Annotated in this window: 16 protein-coding genes and 2 pseudogenes; all 18 read left to right on the top strand. The window is 41.3% G+C overall.

The window, feature by feature from the left end:
• A partial coding sequence (locus SMIDD26_RS06995; RefSeq protein ID WP_061439655.1) for a type I restriction-modification system subunit M occupies positions 1-2,099 on the top strand: 2,099 nt, incomplete at its 5' end.
• Positions 2,092-3,423 carry a restriction endonuclease subunit S gene (locus tag SMIDD26_RS06990; RefSeq protein WP_061439654.1) on the top strand — a complete coding sequence of 444 codons (1,332 nt, stop codon included), beginning with the start codon at positions 2,092-2,094 and terminating at the stop codon, positions 3,421-3,423. The genes SMIDD26_RS06995 and SMIDD26_RS06990, both read left to right, overlap by 8 nt.
• A 1-nt stretch (position 3,424) precedes the next feature.
• The gene (locus tag SMIDD26_RS06985; protein WP_061439653.1) at positions 3,425-4,066 is read left to right on the top strand and encodes a hypothetical protein; all 642 of its coding nucleotides are present in this window, start codon (positions 3,425-3,427) and stop codon (positions 4,064-4,066) included.
• 9 nt (positions 4,067-4,075) lie between these two features.
• Entirely contained in the window at positions 4,076-5,125 is a 1,050-nt protein-coding gene (locus SMIDD26_RS06980) for a hypothetical protein (RefSeq protein ID WP_061439652.1), read from the top strand.
• Positions 5,126-5,236: 111 nt separating this feature from the next.
• Complete coding sequence (locus tag SMIDD26_RS06975; RefSeq protein ID WP_061439651.1) at positions 5,237-8,215, top strand: type I restriction endonuclease subunit R; 2,979 nt, start codon at positions 5,237-5,239, stop codon at positions 8,213-8,215.
• A 123-nt stretch (positions 8,216-8,338) separates the two neighbouring features.
• Positions 8,339-9,952 (top strand): ribonuclease Y, encoded by a 1,614-nt coding sequence (locus SMIDD26_RS06970; protein WP_061439650.1) that lies wholly within the window; start codon positions 8,339-8,341, stop codon positions 9,950-9,952.
• Positions 9,953-10,081: 129 nt separating this feature from the next.
• A complete protein-coding gene (gmk, locus tag SMIDD26_RS06965; RefSeq protein WP_000775041.1) occupies positions 10,082-10,708 on the top strand; it encodes a guanylate kinase in 627 nt (208 codons plus the stop codon).
• Between the two features lie 24 nt (positions 10,709-10,732).
• On the top strand, positions 10,733-11,047 hold the full coding sequence (gene rpoZ, locus SMIDD26_RS06960) for a DNA-directed RNA polymerase subunit omega (RefSeq protein WP_000979235.1): 315 nt from the start codon (positions 10,733-10,735) through the stop codon (positions 11,045-11,047).
• A gap of 65 nt (positions 11,048-11,112) precedes the next feature.
• Positions 11,113-13,508 (top strand): annotated as a pseudogene (locus SMIDD26_RS06955) (primosomal protein N').
• Between the two features lie 12 nt (positions 13,509-13,520).
• A complete protein-coding gene (gene fmt, locus SMIDD26_RS06950; RefSeq protein ID WP_061439649.1) occupies positions 13,521-14,456 on the top strand; it encodes a methionyl-tRNA formyltransferase in 936 nt (311 codons plus the stop codon).
• Entirely contained in the window at positions 14,449-15,762 is a 1,314-nt protein-coding gene (gene rsmB, locus SMIDD26_RS06945; RefSeq protein WP_061439687.1) for a 16S rRNA (cytosine(967)-C(5))-methyltransferase RsmB, read from the top strand. The genes fmt and rsmB overlap by 8 nt, the downstream gene beginning before the upstream one ends.
• 14 nt (positions 15,763-15,776) lie before the next feature.
• Positions 15,777-16,517 carry a Stp1/IreP family PP2C-type Ser/Thr phosphatase gene (locus tag SMIDD26_RS06940; protein ID WP_000406237.1) on the top strand — a complete coding sequence of 247 codons (741 nt, stop codon included), beginning with the start codon at positions 15,777-15,779 and terminating at the stop codon, positions 16,515-16,517.
• Positions 16,514-18,415 carry a Stk1 family PASTA domain-containing Ser/Thr kinase gene (pknB, locus tag SMIDD26_RS06935; protein WP_061439648.1) on the top strand — a complete coding sequence of 634 codons (1,902 nt, stop codon included), beginning with the start codon at positions 16,514-16,516 and terminating at the stop codon, positions 18,413-18,415. The genes SMIDD26_RS06940 and pknB overlap by 4 nt, the downstream gene beginning before the upstream one ends.
• 88 nt (positions 18,416-18,503) lie before the next feature.
• Positions 18,504-19,260: pseudogene (locus tag SMIDD26_RS06930) on the top strand (threonine/serine exporter family protein).
• A gap of 1 nt (position 19,261) precedes the next feature.
• Positions 19,262-19,702, top strand: coding sequence for a threonine/serine exporter family protein (locus tag SMIDD26_RS06925; RefSeq protein WP_061439647.1), 441 nt, complete (start codon positions 19,262-19,264; stop codon positions 19,700-19,702).
• A gap of 169 nt (positions 19,703-19,871) precedes the next feature.
• The gene (locus SMIDD26_RS06920) at positions 19,872-20,120 is read left to right on the top strand and encodes a hypothetical protein (RefSeq protein WP_061439686.1); all 249 of its coding nucleotides are present in this window, start codon (positions 19,872-19,874) and stop codon (positions 20,118-20,120) included.
• 130 nt (positions 20,121-20,250) lie between these two features.
• On the top strand, positions 20,251-21,423 hold the full coding sequence (locus tag SMIDD26_RS06915) for a hydroxymethylglutaryl-CoA synthase (RefSeq protein ID WP_061439646.1): 1,173 nt from the start codon (positions 20,251-20,253) through the stop codon (positions 21,421-21,423).
• Positions 21,423-22,401 (top strand): hydroxymethylglutaryl-CoA reductase, degradative (locus tag SMIDD26_RS06910; protein ID WP_419986656.1); only part of this gene is annotated, 979 nt, incomplete at its 3' end. The genes SMIDD26_RS06915 and SMIDD26_RS06910, both read left to right, overlap by 1 nt.

The raw sequence follows: 22,401 nt of genomic DNA, 5'->3' as shown, positions 1-22,401 counted from the left end.
TCAAAGAAAAACTACCACTATTCCAAGCAAATGACATCCAAATTTCTAATGATGTCAATACGGTTTGGTCTATCGCTAACACCCTTAGAGGAGCTTATCGAGCAGATAAGTATCGCGATGTCATTATTCCAATGTTTGTCCTGACTCGTTTAGAAGCTGCCTTGCTGCCAACCAAGGATCAGGTGGTAGCACAATACAAAGCAAATCCCAATACACCTGAGAAAGTGTTGGAGAAACTTTCAGGCTATCGTTACTACAATGTTAGTCCTTTTACGTTGGAAAATCTTCAAAACGATCCAAATGCAATCGAGGAGAATTTTCTAGCCTATCTGGATGGCTATTCCTATCGTGTCAAGGACATCATTGAAAACCTAAAATTTAAAGAGCAAGTCCGTACCCTAGCCCAGAGTGGTCGCCTTTTCACGGTTATTAAAAAGTTCTCTCAAATTGATTTGTCTCCAAGTTCAGTCGACTCTATGCGTATGGGATACATGTTTGAGGATATCATCCGCCGATTTTCTGAAAATGAGGAAGCGGGGTCTCACTATACCCCTCGTGAGGTTATTGCTCTGATGGTCAACCTCCTCTTGATTGAGGCAGACGAAGAACTTTTTGTTGATAAAAAAGAGTTGAAAATACTAGACATGGCGGCTGGAACTGGGGGAATGCTGGCTACAGCTAAAAGCTATATCCGTCAGTTGAATACAGGAGCCACTGTCCGACTCTTTGGTCAGGAAGTTTTACCTGAAACCTTTGGGATTGGTCGTGCAGATATGCTAATTCGTCAGGAAGACTCTGACTATTTCGTGAAGGTAGATACCTTAAAAGATCCAGATCCTTTCCCAGATACTAAAATGAGCTTTGTCATCGCTAACCCTCCCTTCGGTCAAGCTTGGGGTGGTAAGGATGCGGATGATGGGGTTGAGGATGCAGTTAAGAAAGATCATCAACTCTTTGACAAAACAGAAGGTCGTCAAGGTCGTTTTGTCGCGACTCCAGGAACTGGAGATGCTCAACTACTCTTCCATCTTCATGCTCTTGCAAAATTAGAAGAAAATGGCCGTGCAGCCATCATTTCAAATGGGTCTCCCCTCTTTTCAGGTGGGACGTCATCGGGAGAAAGTCAGATTCGCCGTTATATCCTTGAGAATGATTTGCTAGAAGCTATAGTCGCCCTTCCAGGTCAATTTTTCTATAACACAGGAATTGGGATTTATATTTGGATTTATAATAAAAACAAGTCTCCTGAGCGCCAGAACAAGGTTCAGTTTATCGATGCGACGGAGGAGTTTGTTCCTCTACGTAAATCTCTAGGTCAAAAACGCCGGGAGTTGTCCCAAGATAACATCCGTCAGATCCTTCGCTGGTACGATGATTTTCAAGAAAATGACCATGTAAAAATCTTTGACAATCAAGAGTTTCTCTATCGAGAGTTTACAGTTATGCAACCTCTGCAACGTCGTGGCCAGATAAGCGAAGAAACAATTGAGAAAGCGAAAAGTGTTCCTTTCCTAGCTAAACTATTTGATGAATACAAGTACCAAGAATTGCTGGAGATGGAACCACGTTCAGCCAAGGATGAGAAAAAATTACAGGACTTTGTAGCTAGCAAGATCAAGCAAGAAGCTATCCTGACAGCTCTTGCTAAGGGAAGCTCTGACAAGACTTATCCTAACTTTGAGAAGTTTGTTCAAGCCATCAAGGACTTGCTGGGAGACTTTAAACTTACGCCTGCCAATGTCAATGCGCTAGCTCTTGCTATGAGTGAAATGGACAAGACAGCAGAAGTTATCCGCACTAAGAAGAAAGACAAGGCAAATGAGATTGCTGATGGGATTGTCTATGATAAGACAACCAAGGACAGTGAAATCGTTAAGCTGACAGAGGATGTGGAAACCTACTTTGCGCGTGAGGTCTATCCCCATGTACCTGACGCCCACTACTGGTTTGATGAGGAAAAAGGCTATGGAGCAGAGATTCCTTTTACCCGCTATTTCTATCAATACCAAGCACCAGAAAGTGCAGACAAGCTCTTAGCTGAGTTTTATGACTTGGAAGCAGAATTACAGACTCTCTTGGGGGAACTCAAACATGACTAGGATGAAAGAGAGTGGTATCGACTGGATCGGACAGATACCAGAAGAGTGGGTGATTTCTAAAATAAAATTCACAACACAGCTTAATGGTAGAATTGGTTGGCAAGGATTAACATCAGCTGAATATAAAGAAGAAGGACCATATTTAATTACTGGAACTGACTTTCACAATGGAACAATTAATTTTGAAACAGCTGTACATATTGATGAAAAACGTTGGTCAGAAGCTTCACAGATTCAAGTTGAAAATGGTGACTTACTAATTACGAAAGATGGTACGGTAGGTAAAGTAGCTATTGTTTCAGGGCTTGATGATAAAGCTTCGTTAAATAGTGGTGTATTAAGAATCCAAACTGTTGATGAGATTGATAGAAAATTTTTATATTATGTTTTGCTATCAGATGAATTTTGGATGTGGTTTAACTATACAAATTCAGGAGCTAGCACTATTTTACATTTATATCAAAATGTATTTGATGAATTTACTTTTACCTTTCCCTCAAAAAATGAACAACAAAAGATCGCTGATTTCCTAGACAAGAAAACAGCTCAGTTAGATAAGGTTAAAGCCCTATTGGAAGAGCAGATTCAAAAACTTAGAGGCTACCGTGCTAGCTTGATTTATGAAACCGTCACAAAAGGACTGGATAAAACAGTCCCAGTGAAAGATTCAGGAATTGACTGGATTGGACAGGTGCCTGAAGGGTGGGGAGTGAGTAAGTTAAAATTTACTCTTGAAAAAGTAAGTAATAATATTAAGGTTGGCCCATTTGGTTCGTCGTTATCAGGAGATGCAATAAGAAGTTCTGGTAAATGGGTATATAATCAGCGTAATGTTTTAGACAATAATTTTACTGAAACGGATACTTTTATAAGCGATGCAAAATGGAAAGAATTAAAAAACTTTTCTGTAGTATCGGGAGATATATTGCTGACTACTAGAGGCACTATTGGTCGTATCGCTATTGTTCCTAAAGATTATTTTGAAGGTATTTTACACCCTTGTCTTATGAGGTTTAGGGTAGATAGTCATATTGTTCAACCAAGGTTAATAAAGTATTTTTTTAATGATACTACACTCGTTAAAGAACAGTTAAAATTTTTGAGTAACAGCACTACGATTGATGTTATCTATTCTTACAATTTAAAAAATATTATTATCCCAATAATACCACTAGAGGAACAGTATGGAATTGTAGAATATTTAGATAAACAATGTTCCAATGTAGACGCTCTAATAAAAGTCAAACAAGAACAAATTGATAATATTAACAAACAACGACAAACTCTTATTTATGATTATGTGACAGGGAAGAGGAGGGTGTAGGATGTTTTTTGGGACAAACTTTTTATTTAAGATATGTTATTTTTGGACGGCAATGCTTCCTGCATATATCATTATTTTATTAAAGAAACACGATGAGCTAAAATGTTTAAGTTTAAACTTTTTTAATATTTCAATTTCTATAGAAGCAATTTTATTGCCTGTATTCATAATTTTTACTTTATTTTCTCTTTTCTATTTACTCTGTAAGATAAAAAGAACAGAAGAGAAGAAAACAGGGCAACTAGAAATAACAATAAATTTTAATGTAGAAAAAGATAAAAACGATACGGTGGATAATTATGGATTTTATACTGTTAATCCAAATTTAATGGAATATCTATTGAGTATTGTAGTTACTTCGGGGATTACATCATTAGATTTATCTCAATCTTTGTATATTCAACTTTTTATTTTTGTTGTTGTTCAAATTTTATTATTGCTATATGTATTAAATAGTAGTGATCCTATTCCTAATTTATTATTAGTGATATGTAGAAAAGATATTGTATCTGTTGAGGATAAATTATTTATAATATGCGATAGAAGTATATTGAAACAAAGATTATATGGTTTTAAAAAAATAATACCATTTTCATCTAGAGATGCCAGAAATAGATTATTTGTGTTTAAAAAGGAAGGATAATTATTTTATATGCAAGAATTAAAAAATATATACTTGATTGCATGGAAGAACCAAAAGTTTTTTGACAGGAATGATAATCCAATTGGTAGCATTTTATTGCCAGATCAAACGGCAGAGTTTTCTAAGATATGGAATAATATGAAATTTGGAGATTTTGCTACTTACGAGGAAGCAAAAGAGGGACTAGAAGAGTTTTCGGGAGGTATTATAAAGCAAAGTGTTCCTTATAGACAGAACTTAAATTCCAATCAAAATAGTTATTTTAAGGAAGAATTTGAAATCCTATCTAATATACGTCGAGCAACAACAATGCCAACGGCAAGAGCGTCGAATGTAACTAGTGAAGGTGGTGATGAGGACTTAAGTGGTTTTCGATTTTATGTACTAGAGTCTAGCGATGACAACGAGCAAACTACAGTGTATCATTTCGCAAGATTTAGGCCGAGATATCATATATTGAAAAATAAAAACCTACTTCGTACTCATCTAGAGACTATAGATACCATCCATTCTAATGCCTCCTTCTCTTTAGATTCAGTGATTTTGATAGAGTCGTCAGTATTTGCATCTGCAATTTACAGTGAAAATGACTCAGAAACTAATATACAAATTTTTGTTCATAAACCAGAAGAATATGAAAATGCTTTTGTTTTAAAAAATTCATATTTTGAATATGCCAAAAAAACTTTTGATAGATTTAGAACTAATGATGTTACTGTTAAAAGAACTATTTCTATGCAGGGAGTTTCTGTAAATTGGAATGATGAAGAATTTAATCCAAATGAATTTTTTAATCAAAAAAATGTTAATATTGCTAAAAAATTTGCTAGAGATTCAGAAGATGATAAAAATTATGATATTAATCGAATCGTAGAGGCTAATGACAAATTGGAGAATAATGTTCAGAAAGGCAACAAACCCTTAAAGGTTCACAGATCAAAAGAGGGTAAAGTTGTTGGATTATTAGTAGATGAATCTTCAGTAGCGACACTTGCAGCTATAATGGATGGGCAGATTTGGACTAATGAAATCCATCAGGAGACACAAACAAACATCTAAATAACTATTTCTATATCTTAGATTTTTAATAACTTTTAAAATTTTTAAGAAATGATTAGTGTAAATTTTTAAATTGAAATGAAAAGAGTTAATTTTAGAAAGTGAGAAGCTATGGCAAATTTGGGCTTGAAGGAGCGCTATGATTTCCAGCAGTGGATTATCAAAGATTTGAGAGATAAGAATGACTATATTCAGCGGGACGCTACTTGCTACGATCCTCGATTAGCCATGGATGAGGGACTCCTATGGGATTTTCTGATGGATACTCAGAAAGAGACCATGGACTATCTCCTTAAAAAGCTTAGCAAGGAGACAATCGTCAATCTGATTAATAAAGAAATCGTCAAGGGTGGCTTTTTATTCGCCTTAAAAGAGGGTGTCTTTATTGAAAATAAACAACTTCGTCTTCTCTATCGTAAACCTGCGACTAGTTTTAATGAAAAGGCTGTTCAACAATACCAAGCCAATTGTCTATCTGTTATGGAAGAAGTGGTTTACGAGGAGAGCGACCGCATTGACCTTGTTATCTTTATCAATGGATTAGCACTATTTGCTATCGAACTTAAGTTTAATCCAAGTGGTCAGTCTGTTCAGGATGCCATCAAGCAGCTCAAGGGACGCAATCCTAAGAACCGTCTTTTCCGTTTTGAACAGGGAGTCTTGGCTTCTTTTGCAGTGGATACACTAGAAGTCTATATGACGACGCAATTGAAAGGACAAGAAACCTATTTTCTACCTTTTAATGTAGGGAAAGGGGAAGGTATTGAGATGGGAAGTGGCAACCCTCATAACCCTGATGGTGTCGATACAGACTACTTGTGGCTTGATGTCTTGACCAAGGGTAGTATTCTCCAGTTAATAGAGAGTTTTATCTTTTTTGAGATAGATAAGCATAATTCTAAAAAGAAGACCCTGATTTTCCCGAGATACCATCAGCGAAGAGCTGTTAGCCGTCTCCTAGAAGACATGAAAGTCAATCATACTGACAGTAATTATCTGATTCAGCATTCGGCTGGTTCAGGTAAAACCAATACCATTGCCTGGTTGGCTCATAGTTTAGTTTCTCTTCATGATGATCATAATCAAAACATCGTGGATACTGTATTAATCGTTACAGACCGTATCGTAGTTGACCGTCAGTTACAAGAAGCGGTCAAGGAAATCTCCCACAAGCCTGGAGTGGTCAAGGTAATGGGAGATAAAGAAACCTCCGGTGACTTAGCGGATGCGATTGCAGGAAATACAAAAATCATAGCTACGACTATTCATAAGTTTGCCCAAATTAATCAATCCAACTGGATGTCTGTAGGGAACACTGCGAAAAAGAAGTTTGCCATCCTGATTGATGAAGCTCACAGTTCAACGACAGGATCCTATATGAGTTCGGTTAGTCAAGTCTTGACAGAAACAGATACAGAAGATGGAACTATCTATGAGATTCAAGAAGTAAGTGTTGCGGATGCTATCGAGCAGGAGATTGCTCGGACAGGTAAGCAGGACAATGTCTCAATCATTGCCTTCACCGCAACTCCAAAGGCGACAACTTTACAGCTATTTGGTACAACACAAGCAGATGGTTCTAAAGCTCCTTTTGATGTTTATAGTATGAAGCAAGCTATTGAGGAAGGTTTTATTCTAGATGTTTTAGATAACTATACGACTTATAAGACCTATTACAAGCTCAATAAAGCAGTCGAAGAAGATCCTGAGCTAAAAACGACTCTTGCTAAGCGTAAGATTGCAAAGTTTGTAGAATTATCTGATGAAAATATCAATCAAAAGGTTGAAATTATCATGGATCACTTTATCAGTCATGATATTATGGCTGAATTGGGTGGTCAAGGTAAGGCTATGATTGTGACTTCGGGTCGTGAGGCAGCAGTTAAGTATCAATTGGCCTTTCAAAAGTACTTCAAAGACCACAGTATCACTAGTATTGGAACCCTGATTGCCTTTTCTGGCAAGGTTGATTATCAAGGTAGTGAATATACTGAGTCGCAAATGAATCAGGTCAAGGAAGATTATTTGAAAGATCATTTTGATACGGAAGACTACCAAATCCTGATTGTGGCAAATAAGTATCAGACAGGGTTTGACCAACCAAAACTGGTTGCTATGTATGTGGATAAAAAGTTGCGAAGTGTTGCTGCGGTGCAAACATTGTCTCGTTTGAATCGTATCTATAGAGGCTACAACAAGAAGACCTTTATCCTTGATTTTAAAAATACTTATGACGATATTCGCTCAGCTTTTTCTCTCTACTACCGTGAGACTATTTTAGCAGATACAGTCACACCTAGCGATGTCTTGACCTTGGATCGGAAAATTGATGAGTATGGTATCTTGGACAGTAATGTTGTTCATGAGTTTAATCAATTCTTATACCAAGAAAAGAGAAACAGCAGAGAAAAGCAAAAGATGGTTTCTCTGTTAAATCAAGGTTATGATAGAGTTAGACGGTTTGATGAGAAAGAACAACTTTCTATTCGAAAGGTTATTCGAGGTTTTCTTAGAATGTATACTTTCTTGATTCAGGCAACTGCTTATCAAAATGAAGTTCTACACGAACGTTATAATTATCTGCAAAGTCTTGTCAAGATGATTGATGTTCGCATTGGAGGAGATGATTTTACAATCGCAGATAAGATCGTAGTGGACTATATGAAACATAAGCAAACAGGTTCTTTCAGGTCAGTTTCTGAATTGGAATATCATCCAGAGTTAATACTTACCAAGCCAAGTACTGGAGGTGTTACGACTGACCAGGAGAAGCGTTTATCTGAAATCTTAGATGAAATTAACGAACAGTTGGATTTGGGTATTGATCACCAAGTCGGTCTAGGTGGAGCGGTATCCATTCGTGAATTGATGAAAAAGAATCCGAGACTAAAGCAATCTGCTCGTGTCAACTCTAGAGAAGACTTCGTTTTTGCTTTCGAAGAAGAGATTGACAATGCTCTTATAGAAGGATACTCTCAGAGTCAAGATTTATTTGGTGCTCTATTAAATAATGATTCTTTCAAGAAGAGATTAGCAGATATATTTATTGATGATGTGTTCAAAAGTTTGAAGGGATCCGAAGAAGTGTAATCCTAAAATTCACACTAATTTCCCCAAAACATATTCTATTTTAGGTTTGTGAAAATCACTTTTTTATGGTAGAATGTAAAAGAATGTATGTCATTCGGAATAACAATAAAATGAGGTAAAAACATGGAAATCATGTCACTTGCGATTGCTGTTTTTGCCGTCATCATTGGTTTAGTCATTGGATATGTCAGCATCTCAGCCAAGATGAAATCATCTCAGGAAGCTGCGGAGTTGATGCTTTTAAATGCTGAACAAGAAGCAACTAATTTACGTGGACAAGCTGAACGTGAAGCGGATTTACTTGTTAATGAAGCTAAACGTGAAAGCAAGTCTCTTAAAAAAGAAGCACTATTGGAGGCCAAAGAAGAAGCCAGAAAATACCGAGAAGAAGTGGACGCTGAATTCAAATCAGAACGTCAAGAACTCAAACAAATCGAAAGTCGTTTGACCGAGAGAGCTACTAGCCTCGACCGTAAGGACGATAATTTGACGAGTAAAGAACAAACACTTGAACAAAAAGAACAAAGTATTTCTGATAGAGCGAAAAACCTTGATGCGCGTGAAGAGCAATTAGAGGAAGTCGAAAGACAAAAAGAAGCAGAGCTAGAGCGTATTGGTGCTCTGTCTCAGGCAGAAGCACGAGATATTATCTTGGCTCAGACAGAGGAAAACTTGACCAAGGAGATTGCCAGCCGTATTCGTGAAGCTGAGCAAGAGGTCAAGGAACGTTCTGACAAAATGGCCAAGGACATCCTGGTTCAAGCTATGCAACGTATCGCTGGTGAATATGTAGCGGAATCAACAAACTCAACGGTTCATCTGCCAGACGATACTATGAAGGGACGCATTATTGGTCGTGAAGGTCGTAACATTCGTACCTTTGAAAGTTTGACAGGGGTTGATGTCATTATCGACGATACACCAGAAGTGGTGACCTTGTCAGGATTTGATCCGATTCGTCGTGAGATTGCCCGTATGACTATGGAAATGTTGCTCAAAGATGGTCGTATCCACCCAGCTCGTATCGAAGAGTTGGTTGAGAAAAACCGTCAAGAGATTGACAAGAAGATCCGTGAATACGGTGAGGCAGCAGCCTATGAGATTGGCGCACCAAACCTTCATCCAGACTTGATGAAGATTATGGGTCGCTTGCAATTCCGGACTTCATATGGCCAAAATGTTTTGCGTCATTCGATTGAGGTTGCTAAGTTGGCTGGTATTATGGCCAGCGAACTTGGTGAAAATGCGGCTCTTGCCCGTCGTGCTGGATTCCTTCACGATATCGGGAAAGCTATTGACCGCGAGGTTGAAGGTAGCCACGTTGAAATCGGTATGGAATTGGCTCGTAAGTACAAGGAACATCCAGTTGTGGTTAATACGATTGCTAGTCACCACGGTGATGTTGAAGCTGAGAGCGTCATTGCAGTGATTGTCGCTGCAGCAGATGCCTTGAGTGCAGCCCGTCCAGGTGCTCGTAGTGAGTCTCTTGAAAGCTACATCAAGCGTCTCCATGATTTGGAAGAAATTGCTAACGGCTTTGAAGGGGTACAAACTAGCTTTGCCCTTCAAGCAGGACGTGAAATTCGTATCATGGTCAATCCAGGACAAATCAAGGACGACAAAGTCACAATCTTGGCTCACAAAGTTCGCGAGAAAATTGAAAACAATCTCGATTACCCAGGAAATATCAAGGTAACTGTGATTCGTGAGCTTCGTGCAGTAGATTATGCTAAATAAATAAGAAAGAGCAGTTGAAAAATTACTGCTTTTTTGTTACACTAGATAGAAAGACTGTAAAGGATAATCTGGCTTTTTGCCATTATTCTAGAGAAATGTTATTTCACAGACTGACTAAAAGGAGACACAATGGCAGACCGAGGCTTACTAATCGTTTTTTCTGGTCCTTCAGGGGTTGGAAAAGGAACGGTTAGAAGAGAGATTTTTGAGAGTTCTGAAAACCAATTTCAATACTCTGTATCGATGACGACACGTGCACAACGTCCTGGAGAAGTGGACGGTGTTGACTATTTCTTCCGTACTCGTGAAGAGTTTGAAGAGCTGATTCGTCAAGGACAGATGTTGGAATACGCAGAATATGTCGGCAACTACTATGGAACTCCTCTGACCTATGTCAATGAAACCTTGGACAAGGGGATCGATGTTTTCCTTGAAATTGAAGTTCAAGGCGCTCTTCAGGTCAAGAAAAAGGTTCCAGATGCTGTCTTTATCTTCCTGACACCACCAGATTTGGATGAATTGCAAGATCGTTTGGTAGGACGTGGAACAGACAGTGCAGAAGTGATTGCCCAACGAATCGAAAAAGCCAAGGAAGAAATTGCCCTCATGCGTGAATATGATTATGCGATTGTCAACGATCAGGTGCCCCTAGCTGCTGAGCGTGTCAAACGTGTGATCGAAGCAGAGCACTTCCGTGTGGATCGTGTTATTGGTCACTATCAGGAGATGTTACCCAAATCTCCAACTACTCGATAAAATTTAGAAAATAGGTACAAGCAAATGATGTTAAAACCCTCTATTGATACCTTGCTCGACAAGGTTCCTTCAAAATATTCACTCGTAATCTTGGAAGCTAAACGTGCCCACGAATTGGAAGCAGGTGCGCCAGCAACTCAAGGTTTCAAGTCTGAAAAATCAACTCTTCGCGCTTTAGAAGAAATCGAATCAGGAAACGTTACAATTCACCCAGATCCAGAAGGAAAACGTGAAGCAGTGCGTCGCCGTATCGAAGAAGAAAAACGCCGCAAAGAAGAAGAAGAAAAGAAAATCAAAGAGCAAATCGCTAAAGAAAAAGAAGATGGTGAAAAAATTTAAGGTTGGGGGGACTCAATCTTATTTTTTCTATTGCAAGAATGTACTGCCAAGGAGGAGGTGAGAAGATGGCTATAGCCAAGATTATTGTAGATGTGCCCTTGATGCAGACGGACCAGCCCTATAGTTACAGGATTCCTGAGGAATTTGAGGGAATGCTGGAAGTTGGGATGCGGGTTCATGTGCCTTTTGGTAAGGGAAATCGTCTGATTCAAGGGATTGTTCTTGGTTTGGAGTTCCAATCGGATGAAGAAGAGTCTAATCAAGATTTAAAAGATATTGCTGAGGTGCTGGATTTTTCTCCTGTTCTCACGCAAGAACAACTCTGGTTGGCTGAGGAGTTACGCAAGTCCGTCTTTTCCTATAAAATTTCCATCCTCAAGGCTATGTTGCCAGGATTTCTGAACTCCAGCTATGACAAGATTCTTTATCCTAAGGCAGGTCTGAGTCAGGAAGACCGAGAGCGTTTGTTTGGTTCAGAAGATTCGCTAGCCTTTTCTTCACTAGACCTTGCCAAACAAGCTGAAATGATGCGTTTGACTAGAAAAGGCCTGCTTGGTCTGGAATATCAGGCAGTCGATCAAAAGAAGGTCAAGACCCAGTCTTGGTATGAGGTTGACCTTGTTCAGTTAGAAGGTGTAGAGATTTCTGCACGTGCCAAGAAAAAGTTGGAATTGAGAGATTATTTGCTGTCTCATCCTGAGAGTGATTCCTTGGCTAGTTTGTTAGAGTCCTATTCGCGGGACCAAGTCAACTTCTTTGTAGAACAAGGTGCTGTTACCATAGTCCAAAAGGAAGTGCAACGCTCGGCTGCTTATTTTGAAGGCGTTGAGGCAAGTCAGCCTTTGGAGTTGAATCCAGAGCAAAGACAGGCGCGTGATGCGGTTGTGAGTGCGATTGGTAGTCATCAGCCTCCCTTCCTCCTTCAAGGGATTACAGGAAGTGGGAAGACCGAGGTTTATTTGCAGATTATCCAAGGAGCCTTGGACAAGGGCAAGACAGCTATTTTGCTGGTACCTGAGATTTCCTTGACTCCACAAATGACAGAGCGTTTTATTGCTCGATTTGGTGAGAAAGTGGCCATTCTTCACTCAGGCTTGTCCAATGGTGAAAAGTATGATGAATGGCGCAAGGTGGAACGAGGAGATGCTCAAGTTGTGGTTGGTGCCAGATCTGCCATCTTTGCTCCCCTGAAAAATCTGGGGGTCATGATTATCGATGAGGAGCATGAAGCGACTTATAAGCAGGACAGCAATCCCCGTTACCATGCCAGAGAGGTGGCTATTTTACGGGCTCAGTATAATCAAGCGACCCTGGTTCTTGGTTCAGCAACTCCTAGTCTGGAAAGCCGGGCTCGGGCTGGAAAAGGCGTTTATCAACATTTACGTCTGACCCAACGCGCCAATCCTTTAGCTAGGATCCCTGAGGTTCAAGTGATTGACTTTCGGGACTATATCGGACAAAACGAGACGCCAAACTTTACGCCACCTTTGCTAGAAGCCATTCAAGACCGTCTGACTAAAAAGAACAGGTGGTTCTCATGCTCAATCGCCGTGGCTATTCTAGCTTTGTTATGTGTCGAGAGTGTGGGACCGTGGATACTTGTCCCAACTGTGACATTTCCTTGACCTTGCACATGGATACCAAGACCATGAACTGCCATTATTGTGGCTTTTCGAAGGACATTCCTCAGGCCTGCCCTAACTGTAAGAGCCGAAGTATTCGTTACTATGGGACGGGGACTCAGAAGGCTTATGATGAGCTAGCAGAGCTCTTTCCCCAGGCACGCATTCTGCGGATGGATGTGGATACGACTCGCAAGAAAGGCAGTCACCAAGCTCTGCTTGACCAGTTTGGTCGAGGGGAAGCAGATATTTTACTAGGAACTCAGATGATTGCTAAGGGATTGGATTTTCCCAATGTGACTCTAGTCGGAGTTCTAAATGCGGATACGGCCTTAAATCTGCCTGATTTCCGTTCTTCTGAGAGAACCTTCCAGCTCTTGACTCAGGTGGCAGGTCGGGCAGGCCGTGCTGAAAAAGCTGGTCAGGTCTTAATCCAGTCTTACAATCCTCAGCACTACGCTATTCGATTTGCAAAAGACCAGGACTACGAAGGCTTTTACGTTTATGAAATGGGAATCAGACGGCAACTTGGTTATCCACCTTACTATTTCACCATTGGCATTACCCTTTCTCACAAGAAAGAAGAAGAGGTGGTCAAACGTGCCTATGAAGTCATGAACATTTTGCGGTCAGGTTTGTCTGAAACCAGTAACATCCTTGGGCCGACGCCAAAACCGATTGCTCGTACCCACAACCTCTATCATTACCAGATTTTAATTAAATACCGTTTAGAAGATGAGTTGGGGCCGACTCTCAACCAGGTCTTAGCCTTGACTCAAGAATGGGAAAATAGTGAGCTCCGTCTCAGCATTGACCATGAGCCACAGCAATTTTTATAAGAAGGAGAAGATATGACAAAACTAATCTTTATGGGGACACCCGACTTTTCAGCAACAGTTTTAAAAGGGCTTTTGACAGATGACCGTTACGAAATTCTAGCCGTTGTGACCCAGCCAGACCGTGCTGTTGGTCGTAAAAAAGTGATCCAAGAAACACCAGTCAAGCAGGCTGCCAAGGAAGCAGGTCTTCCTATCTACCAACCTGAAAAATTATCTGGAAGTCCTGAGATGGAAGCTATTATGAAGCTAGGAGCAGATGGAATTGTGACTGCTGCTTTTGGGCAGTTTCTCCCAAGTAAGCTCCTTGATAGTATGAACTTTGCTGTCAACGTTCACGCTTCTCTTCTTCCTAAACACCGTGGTGGTGCGCCTATCCATTATGCCTTGATTCAAGGGGATGAGGAAGCTGGTGTGACCATTATGGAGATGGTTAAGGAAATGGATGCAGGAGATATGATTTCTCGTCGTAGCATTCCTATCACAGATGAGGACAATGTCGGGACCTTGTTTGAGAAATTAGCTCTTGTTGGTCGTGATTTGCTTTTGGACACTTTGCCTGCCTACATTGCTGGTGACATCAAACCTGAACCACAAGATCCAAGTCAGGTCACTTTCTCGCCAAATATCAAGCCAGAGGAAGAAAAACTGGACTGGCACAAAACCAATCGTCAACTCTTTAACCAAATCCGAGGCATGAACCCCTGGCCTGTTGCCTATACTTTCCTTAAGGGCGACCGCTTTAAGATTTATGAAGCCCTACCAGTAGATGGTCAGGGAAATCCAGGTGAGATCCTCTCTATCGGCAAGAAAGAATTGATTGTCGCAACGGCTGAAGGAGCTTTGTCTCTCAAACAAGTGCAGCCAGCTGGTAAGCCTAAGATGGACATTGCTTCCTTCCTCAACGGAGTTGGACGTACATTGACTGTAGGAGAACGATTTGGTGACTAAAGTAGAAACGGCTAGAAGTTTAGCCCTATCAGTGCTAGAGGATGTCTTTATCAATCAAGCATACTCGAATATCGCCTTAAATAAGCATCTAAAGGGAAGTCAACTTTCGGCAACAGACAAGGGTTTGGTGACCGAGCTGGTCTATGGAACGGTAGCCCGTAAACTGACTCTGGAATGGTACCTATCCCACTTTATCGAGGACAGAGACCAGTTAGACAGCTGGCTTTATGTCCTACTTCTCATGAGTGCCTACCAGCTCCGCTATTTGGACAAAATTCCAGACCATGCTGTGGTCAATGAAGCAGTAGAATTGGCCAAAGTCCGTAAAAAAGGCAGTGAAAAATTGGTCAACGCCGTCCTTCGTCGTATTCTACGTGAAGGCTGGCCAGATATCACCAGCATCAAACGAAAAAACAAGCGTGACTCCATTGCCTATTCTCTTCCGGTTTGGTTGGTGTCTAAACTTAAGGAAGAATACGGAGAGGAGCGAGCACAGGCTATTTTTGAAAGTCTCTTGGTGCGAAACAAGGCCAGTATTCGTGTAACAGACCTAAGTCGAAAAGAGGAAATCCAAGCCTTGTTGGAGGCGAATAATTCCCTTTTAGCAACCACTGGTCTGGTTAAGGAGCAGGGGCATTTTGCTAGCCATGATTTGTTTGCGGATGGATCCATTACCATCCAAGACGAGTCCAGCCAGCTGGTTGCTCCGACGCTTGATTTGCAAGGTGATGAACGAGTGCTTGATGCCTGTGCGGCTCCAGGTGGGAAAACAGCCCATATAGCCTCTTATCTTACGACAGGTCAGGTTACGGCTTTGGACTTGTACGACCACAAATTGGACTTAATTCAAGAAAATGCCCAACGTCTGGGAGTCGCAGATCGGGTTCAAAGGCAAAAATTGGATGCCAGAAAGGTGCATGAGTTTTTTGGTCAGGCTTCTTTTGATAAGATTTTGGTGGATGCTCCCTGTTCAGGTATCGGTCTTCTGCGCCGAAAACCAGATATCAAATACAATAAAGAAACGGCAGATTTCGCGTCCTTACAGGAAATTCAGCTAGAAATATTAGGTAGTGTTTGTCAAACACTAGGCAAAGGTGGTATAATAACTTATAGTACCTGTACTATTGTCTCAGAGGAGAATTTTCAAGTCGTTAAGGCCTTTTTAGAGAGTCATCCCGAGTTTGAGCAGGTAAGACTAGAACATGAATGTAAGGATATCATGAAAGATGGCTGTATCCTCATTACACCTGAATTGTATGGAAGTGATGGATTCTTCATCAGTCAATTTCGTAAGATATCGGATTAGGAAGGAACTGACACATGGAAATTTCATTATTAACAGATGTTGGTCAGAAACGAACAAATAACCAAGACTATGTCAACCACTATGTCAATAGAGCTGGACGTACCATGATTATTTTAGCTGATGGGATGGGAGGTCATCGCGCAGGGAATATCGCTAGTGAAATGGCGGTAACAGACCTAGGTATAGCTTGGGTTGACACCCAAATCGATACAGTCAATGAAGTGCGTGAATGGTTCGCCCATTACCTAGAAATTGAAAATCAAAAGATTCACCAGCTTGGTCAGGATGAAGCTTACAGAGGCATGGGAACTACTTTGGAAGTCCTTGCTATTATTGATAATCAGGCTATCTATGCTCATATTGGTGATTCGCGTATCGGCTTGATTCGTGGAGAAGAATACCATCAGTTGACGAGCGACCATTCTTTGGTCAATGAATTGCTCAAGGCTGGTCAATTGACACCAGAAGAGGCAGAAGCTCATCCGCAAAAAAATATTATCACCCAGTCTATCGGGCAAAAAGATGAAATTCAGCCTGATTTTGGGACAGTTATCCTTGAGTCAGGTGACTATCTCTTGCTCAATAGTGACGGCTTGACCAACATGATTTCAGGCAGTGAGATTCGTGATATTGTAACCAGTGATATTCCTTTAGCAGATAAAACGGAGACACTTGTTCGTTTTGCTAACAATGCAGGAGGTTTAGACAACATTACGGTTGCCCTTGTTTCTATGAACGAGGAGGATGCAGAATGATCCAAATCGGCAAGATTTTTGCCGGACGCTATCGGATTGTCAAACAGATTGGTCGAGGAGGTATGGCGGATGTCTACCTAGCCAAAGACTTAATCTTAGATGGGGAAGAAGTGGCAGTGAAGGTTCTGAGGACCAACTACCAGACAGACCCGATAGCTGTGGCTCGTTTTCAGCGTGAAGCGAGAGCTATGGCAGATTTAGACCATCCTCATATCGTTCGGATAACAGATATTGGCGAGGAAGACGGTCAACAGTACCTAGCTATGGAGTATGTGGCTGGACTTGACCTCAAACGCTATATCAAGGAACACTATCCTCTTTCTAATGAAGAAGCTGTCCGTATCATGGGACAAATCCTCTTAGCCATGCGTTTGGCCCATACTCGAGGAATTGTTCACAGAGACTTGAAACCTCAAAATATCCTCTTGACACCAGATGGGACTGTCAAGGTTACAGACTTTGGGATTGCAGTAGCCTTTGCTGAGACGAGTCTGACTCAGACTAACTCGATGCTGGGTTCAGTTCATTACTTGTCACCAGAGCAGGCGCGTGGTTCGAAGGCGACTGTACAAAGTGATATCTATGCCATGGGGATTATTTTCTATGAGATGCTGACAGGTCATATTCCTTACGATGGAGATAGTGCGGTGACCATCGCCCTCCAGCATTTCCAAAAGCCCCTGCCGTCCGTTATTGCTGAGAATCCATCTGTGCCCCAGGCTTTGGAGAATGTTGTTATCAAGGCAACTGCTAAGAAATTGACAGATCGCTATAAATCAGTTGCTGAAATGTATGTGGATTTGTCTAGTAGTTTGTCTTATAATCGTCGTAATGAACCAAAGCTGGTCTTTGACGATGCGACTAAGGCAGATACCAAGACTCTACCAAAAGTATCCCAGAGCACCTTGACTTCGATTCCTAAGGTTCAAGCGCAGACAGAACACAAACCAATCAAAAAACCAAGCCATGCTGTGACAGAGGAAACTTACCAACCACAAGTATCGAAAAAACGTAGATTTAAGATGCGTTACCTGATTTTTTTGGCCAGCATTGTATTGGTGGCAGCTTCTCTTATTTGGATACTATCCAGAACTCCTGCAACTATTGCCATTCCAGATGTGGCAGGTCAGACAGTTGCGGAGGCCAAGGAAACACTCAAGAAAGCCAATTTTGAGATTGGCGAGGAGAAGTCAGAGGCTAGTGAAAAGGTGGAAGAGGGGCGGATTATCCGTACAGATCCTGGTGCTGGAACTGGTCGAAAAGAAGGGACGAAAATCAATTTGGTTGTCTCATCAGGCAAACAATCCTTCCAAATTAGTAATTATGTCGGTCGGAAATCCTCTGATGTTATAGCGGAATTAAAAGAGAAAAAAGTTCCAGATAATTTGATTAAAATTGAGGAAGAAGAGTCCAAGGAGAGTGAGGCTGGAACGGTCATGAAGCAAAGTCTACCAGAAGGTACGACCTATGACTTGAGCAAGGCCTCAACGATTACCTTAACCGTTGCTAAGAAAGTAACCAGCGTTGCTATGCCAAGTTATATAGGATCTAGTCTTGAATTTACTAAAAATAATCTCGTTCAAATTGTCGGTATTAAAGAAGCCAATATTGAAGTTGTAGAAGTGTCGACAGCTCCTGATGGAACTGCTGAGGGGACTGTTGTAGAGCAAAGTCCAAAAGCAGGCGAAAAGGTTGATTTGACTAAGACGCGTGTCAAGATTTCAATTTACAAACCAAAAACACCGCCGTCAACGTCATCATCAGCACCAGCCCAACGTGGAAACCAAGGTTCTACTACGACACCAAGTCAGGGGAACCAACAAGGAAATCAACGAGGGAATGTACCTGCTACTACTCAATCAAGTAGTGAAGGGAACCACGAAAATTCTCGTGATTAAACGAATCTTTGTCATGATTTCGTGGCAAAGATTTTTTTTGACTCCAGATTTGTGATAGAATAGAGGGAGTTGATAAAAGGAGGCAAGCATGGAAGAATCAAGAGAATTAAATGCCGTCATCGATGTGATTATGTTAGCTGGAACCATTCTCCTCAAAAGTGGATCAGAGATTCATCGTGTAGAAGATACCATGATTCGGATTGCGCATTCGCAGGGGATTGTGGATTGTAATGTCCTTGCCATGCCTGCCGCTATCTTTTTCTCTATTGAAAATACCAATATTTCGCGCATGAAGCGTGTGACCTCCTCTTCTTATAACATTGAAAAAGTCTGCGATGTGAACCAGATTTCTCGTCAACTGGTGGGGGCGGATTGATTTAGAAACAGCCTTCAAGCAATTGACGGCCTTGCAAGCCCAACCCCTTCCTTATACTAAGTTGCAGGTAACTCTGGCTGCGACCTTAAGTGCTCCTTTCTTTTCGATTATGTTTAGTGGAAATATCTACGACGCACTTGGGGCAGGAGTGGCTACCTTATTTGGTTTTGCCTTTTCCCTCTATGTGGAGAAGTTTATCCGAATTCCCTTTGTGACAGCCTTTGCTGGAGCCTTTGTATTTGGGATGATTGCCCAGTTTTGGGCTCGATACACAGGTTTTCCTTCAACGGCAGATTTGATTATAGCTGGTGCGGTCATGCCTTTTGTACCAGGTATTGCCTTGACCAATGCGGTCCGTGATATTATGACTAACCACATAAACTCTGGTATGAGCAAGATGTTTGAATCCCTGCTCATTACCCTTGCTTTAGGGGCAGGAACCTCTGTCGCCTTGGTATTGATGAACTAATATGACACTAACAACCTTTTTATTACAAGCAGTAGCAAGTCTTCTTGCTATTATCACTTTTTTAATCGTACTCAATGTGCAACGCTCTATGCTCTTACCTGGAGGGATTTTGGGCATGGCTGTCTGGCTAATCTATCTTTTGCTCAAAGAACCGACCAATGTTATTGTGGCTACCTTTATTGCAGCCATTATCGGTTCTTGTGTCAGCCAGATTTTAAGTATTCTTTATAAGACTCCTGCCGTGGTCTTTATCTTGGCCATCTTGGCACCACTGGTTCCGGGTTATCTCTCCTATCGGACAACTGCCTTTTTTGTGACAGGGGAATATAATAAAGCGCTGGCAAGTGCGACCTTGGTTGTCATGCTGGCTCTGGTCATTTCCATTGGAATGGCTAGCGGAACAGTGATTCTCAGACTGTATCATTATATAAAAACACATTGAGCATTGGGGAATTTACAGAAATAAAAGAATTTTCTGAAAAATGAGATAAATATAGTGACAAGGCTTTCTATCTATGCTATTCTCTATATAGAAAGGAGGAAAAATCATGAAAAAATCACTATTTTCCTTATCGTCTGTAAGTCTACTGACTTTGTTGTTTATCCCAGTCATGGTTTCTAGTTCGGGCTCAGAGTTTCAAAGTGGATGGCAAGAGCATCAGTTGATTGCCGAAAAGGTTAGTAAAACACTTGACAAGACATTTGATAAGGATATCAGAGAAATTCCGACCAGTCAGTTTTATCAAGAATTTGTAGATGAGATGGGAAGGACTTACTCAGGAGATTTGATCCTCCAGGAGCTGATAACTGAGAATGGGGCTTATAAAGCTACTTATGTTGGTGAACTCTATAGCAACTAATTATTCTTTGAAATTATGACCAATAAGAGGCTTGATTTGGTGAATCAAGTCTTTTTTCTCTCTTTTACTACCATTTGTGATAAAATAGTACTGAACGATTTTTTACATGAATGATAAAACAGAGGTAAATATGACAATCGGTATTGATAAGATTGGTTTTGCGACCAGTCAATATGTCTTGAAGTTACAAGACTTAGCAGAAGCGAGGGGAATTGACCCTGAAAAATTAAGCAAAGGACTCTTACTCCAGGAATTGAGTATTGCGCCCTTGACTGAGGATATCGTGACCTTGGCGGCCAGTGCTAGTGACTCTATTTTAACTGAGCAAGAAAGAGCAGAAATTGATATGGTCATCGTGGCTACTGAGTCAGGAATTGATCAGAGTAAGGCTGCTGCCGTCTTTGTGCATGGTTTACTGGGCATCCAGCCCTTTGCTCGTAGTTTCGAGATTAAAGAAGCCTGCTATGGAGCGACAGCTGCCCTTCATTATGCCAAATTGCATGTGGAAAATTCTCCAGAGTCCAAGGTCTTGGTCATTGCCAGTGATATTGCCAAATACGGTATTGAAACTCCAGGAGAACCAACTCAGGGTGCTGGAAGTGTGGCTATGTTAATTACACAAAATCCACGCATTATGGCCTTTAATAATGACAATGTAGCTCAAACCCGTGACATCATGGATTTTTGGCGTCCAAATTACTCGACAACTCCTTATGTAAATGGTGTCTATTCTACCCAACAATATTTGGATAGTTTGAAAACGACTTGGCTGGAATATCAAAAACGCTACCAGCTTACTTTGGATGATTTTGCGGCGGTTTGCTTCCACTTGCCTTATCCTAAATTAGCGCTAAAAGGCTTGAAAAAAATCATGGATAAGAGCCTGTCTCAAGAGAAAAAAGACCTCTTGCAAAAGCATTTTGATCAGTCTATTCTCTACAGTCAAAAGGTGGGGAATATCTATACAGGTTCTCTCTTCCTTGGGCTTCTATCTCTCTTGGAAAATACAGATAGCTTGAAGGCTGGGGATAAAATTGCCCTTTATAGTTACGGAAGTGGGGCCGTAGCTGAGTTCTTTAGTGGTGAATTGGTTGAAGGATACGAAGCTTATCTGGATAAAGACCGCTTGAACAAGCTCAACCAACGAACTGCTCTATCCGTTGCAGACTATGAAAAAGTCTTCTTTGAGGAAGTAGAGTTAGATGAAACAAATTCTACCCAGTTTGCTGGCTATGAAAATCAAGATTTTGCCTTGGTTGAAATTGTTGACCACCAACGCCGTTATAGCAAGGTTGAAAAATAATGAAGATAAGTTGGAATGGATTTTCTAAAAAATCATACCAAGAGCGCCTCGAGCTGTTAAAAGCTCAGGCGCTCCTTAGTCCTGAGAGACAAGAGAGTTTGGAGCAGGATGAACAGCTGAGTGTGAATGTTGCAGACCAGCTGAGTGAGAATGTAGTGGGAACTTTTTCTCTGCCTTATTCACTGGTCCCAGAGGTTCTCGTTAACGGTCAGGAATACACAGTTCCCTATGTGACAGAAGAACCGTCCGTGGTTGCTGCGGCCAGCTATGCCAGCAAAATCATCAAGCGAGCAGGCGGTTTTACTGCTCAAGTCCATGAGCGCCAGATGATTGGGCAGGTAGCTCTTTATCAAGTTGCTAATCCTGAACAAGCGCAAGAGAAAATTGTCAGCAAGAAAGCCGAACTTTTGGAACTTGCCAATCAAGCTTATCCTTCCATCGTTAAACGCGGGGGCGGGGCGCGTGATTTGCATGTCGAGCAGATCAAAGGTGAAACGGACTTTCTCGTCGTTTATCTTCATGTCGATACCCAGGAAGCCATGGGTGCCAATATGCTCAACACCATGCTGGAAGCCTTGAAACCAGTCTTAGAAGAACTCAGCCAGGGACAGAGTCTTATGGGAATTCTGTCTAATTACGCGACCGATTCTCTGGTGACTGCAAACTGCCGCATCGCCTTTCGCTACATGAGCCGCCAAAAGGATCAAGGACGAGAAATTGCGGAGAAAATGGCTTTAGCTAGCCAATTTGCGCAAGCTGATCCGTATCGAGCAGCTACTCATAATAAAGGGATATTTAACGGTGTTGATGCCATTTTGATTGCCACTGGTAATGACTGGCGTGCCATTGAGGCGGGAGCTCATGCTTTTGCCAGTCGAGATGGCAGTTATCAAGGTCTTAGTCAATGGACGCTGGACCTTGAAAGAGAAGAATTGGTCGGTGAGATGACACTACCTATGCCTGTAGCGACTAAGGGGG

The sequence above is a fragment of the Streptococcus mitis genome, assembly GCF_001579035.1.
In the GTDB taxonomy this organism is placed as follows: Bacteria; Bacillota; Bacilli; order Lactobacillales; family Streptococcaceae; genus Streptococcus; species Streptococcus mitis_J.
Note: the sequence above shows the minus strand (reverse complement) of the source record. Positions and strands in the feature narration are given on the sequence as shown.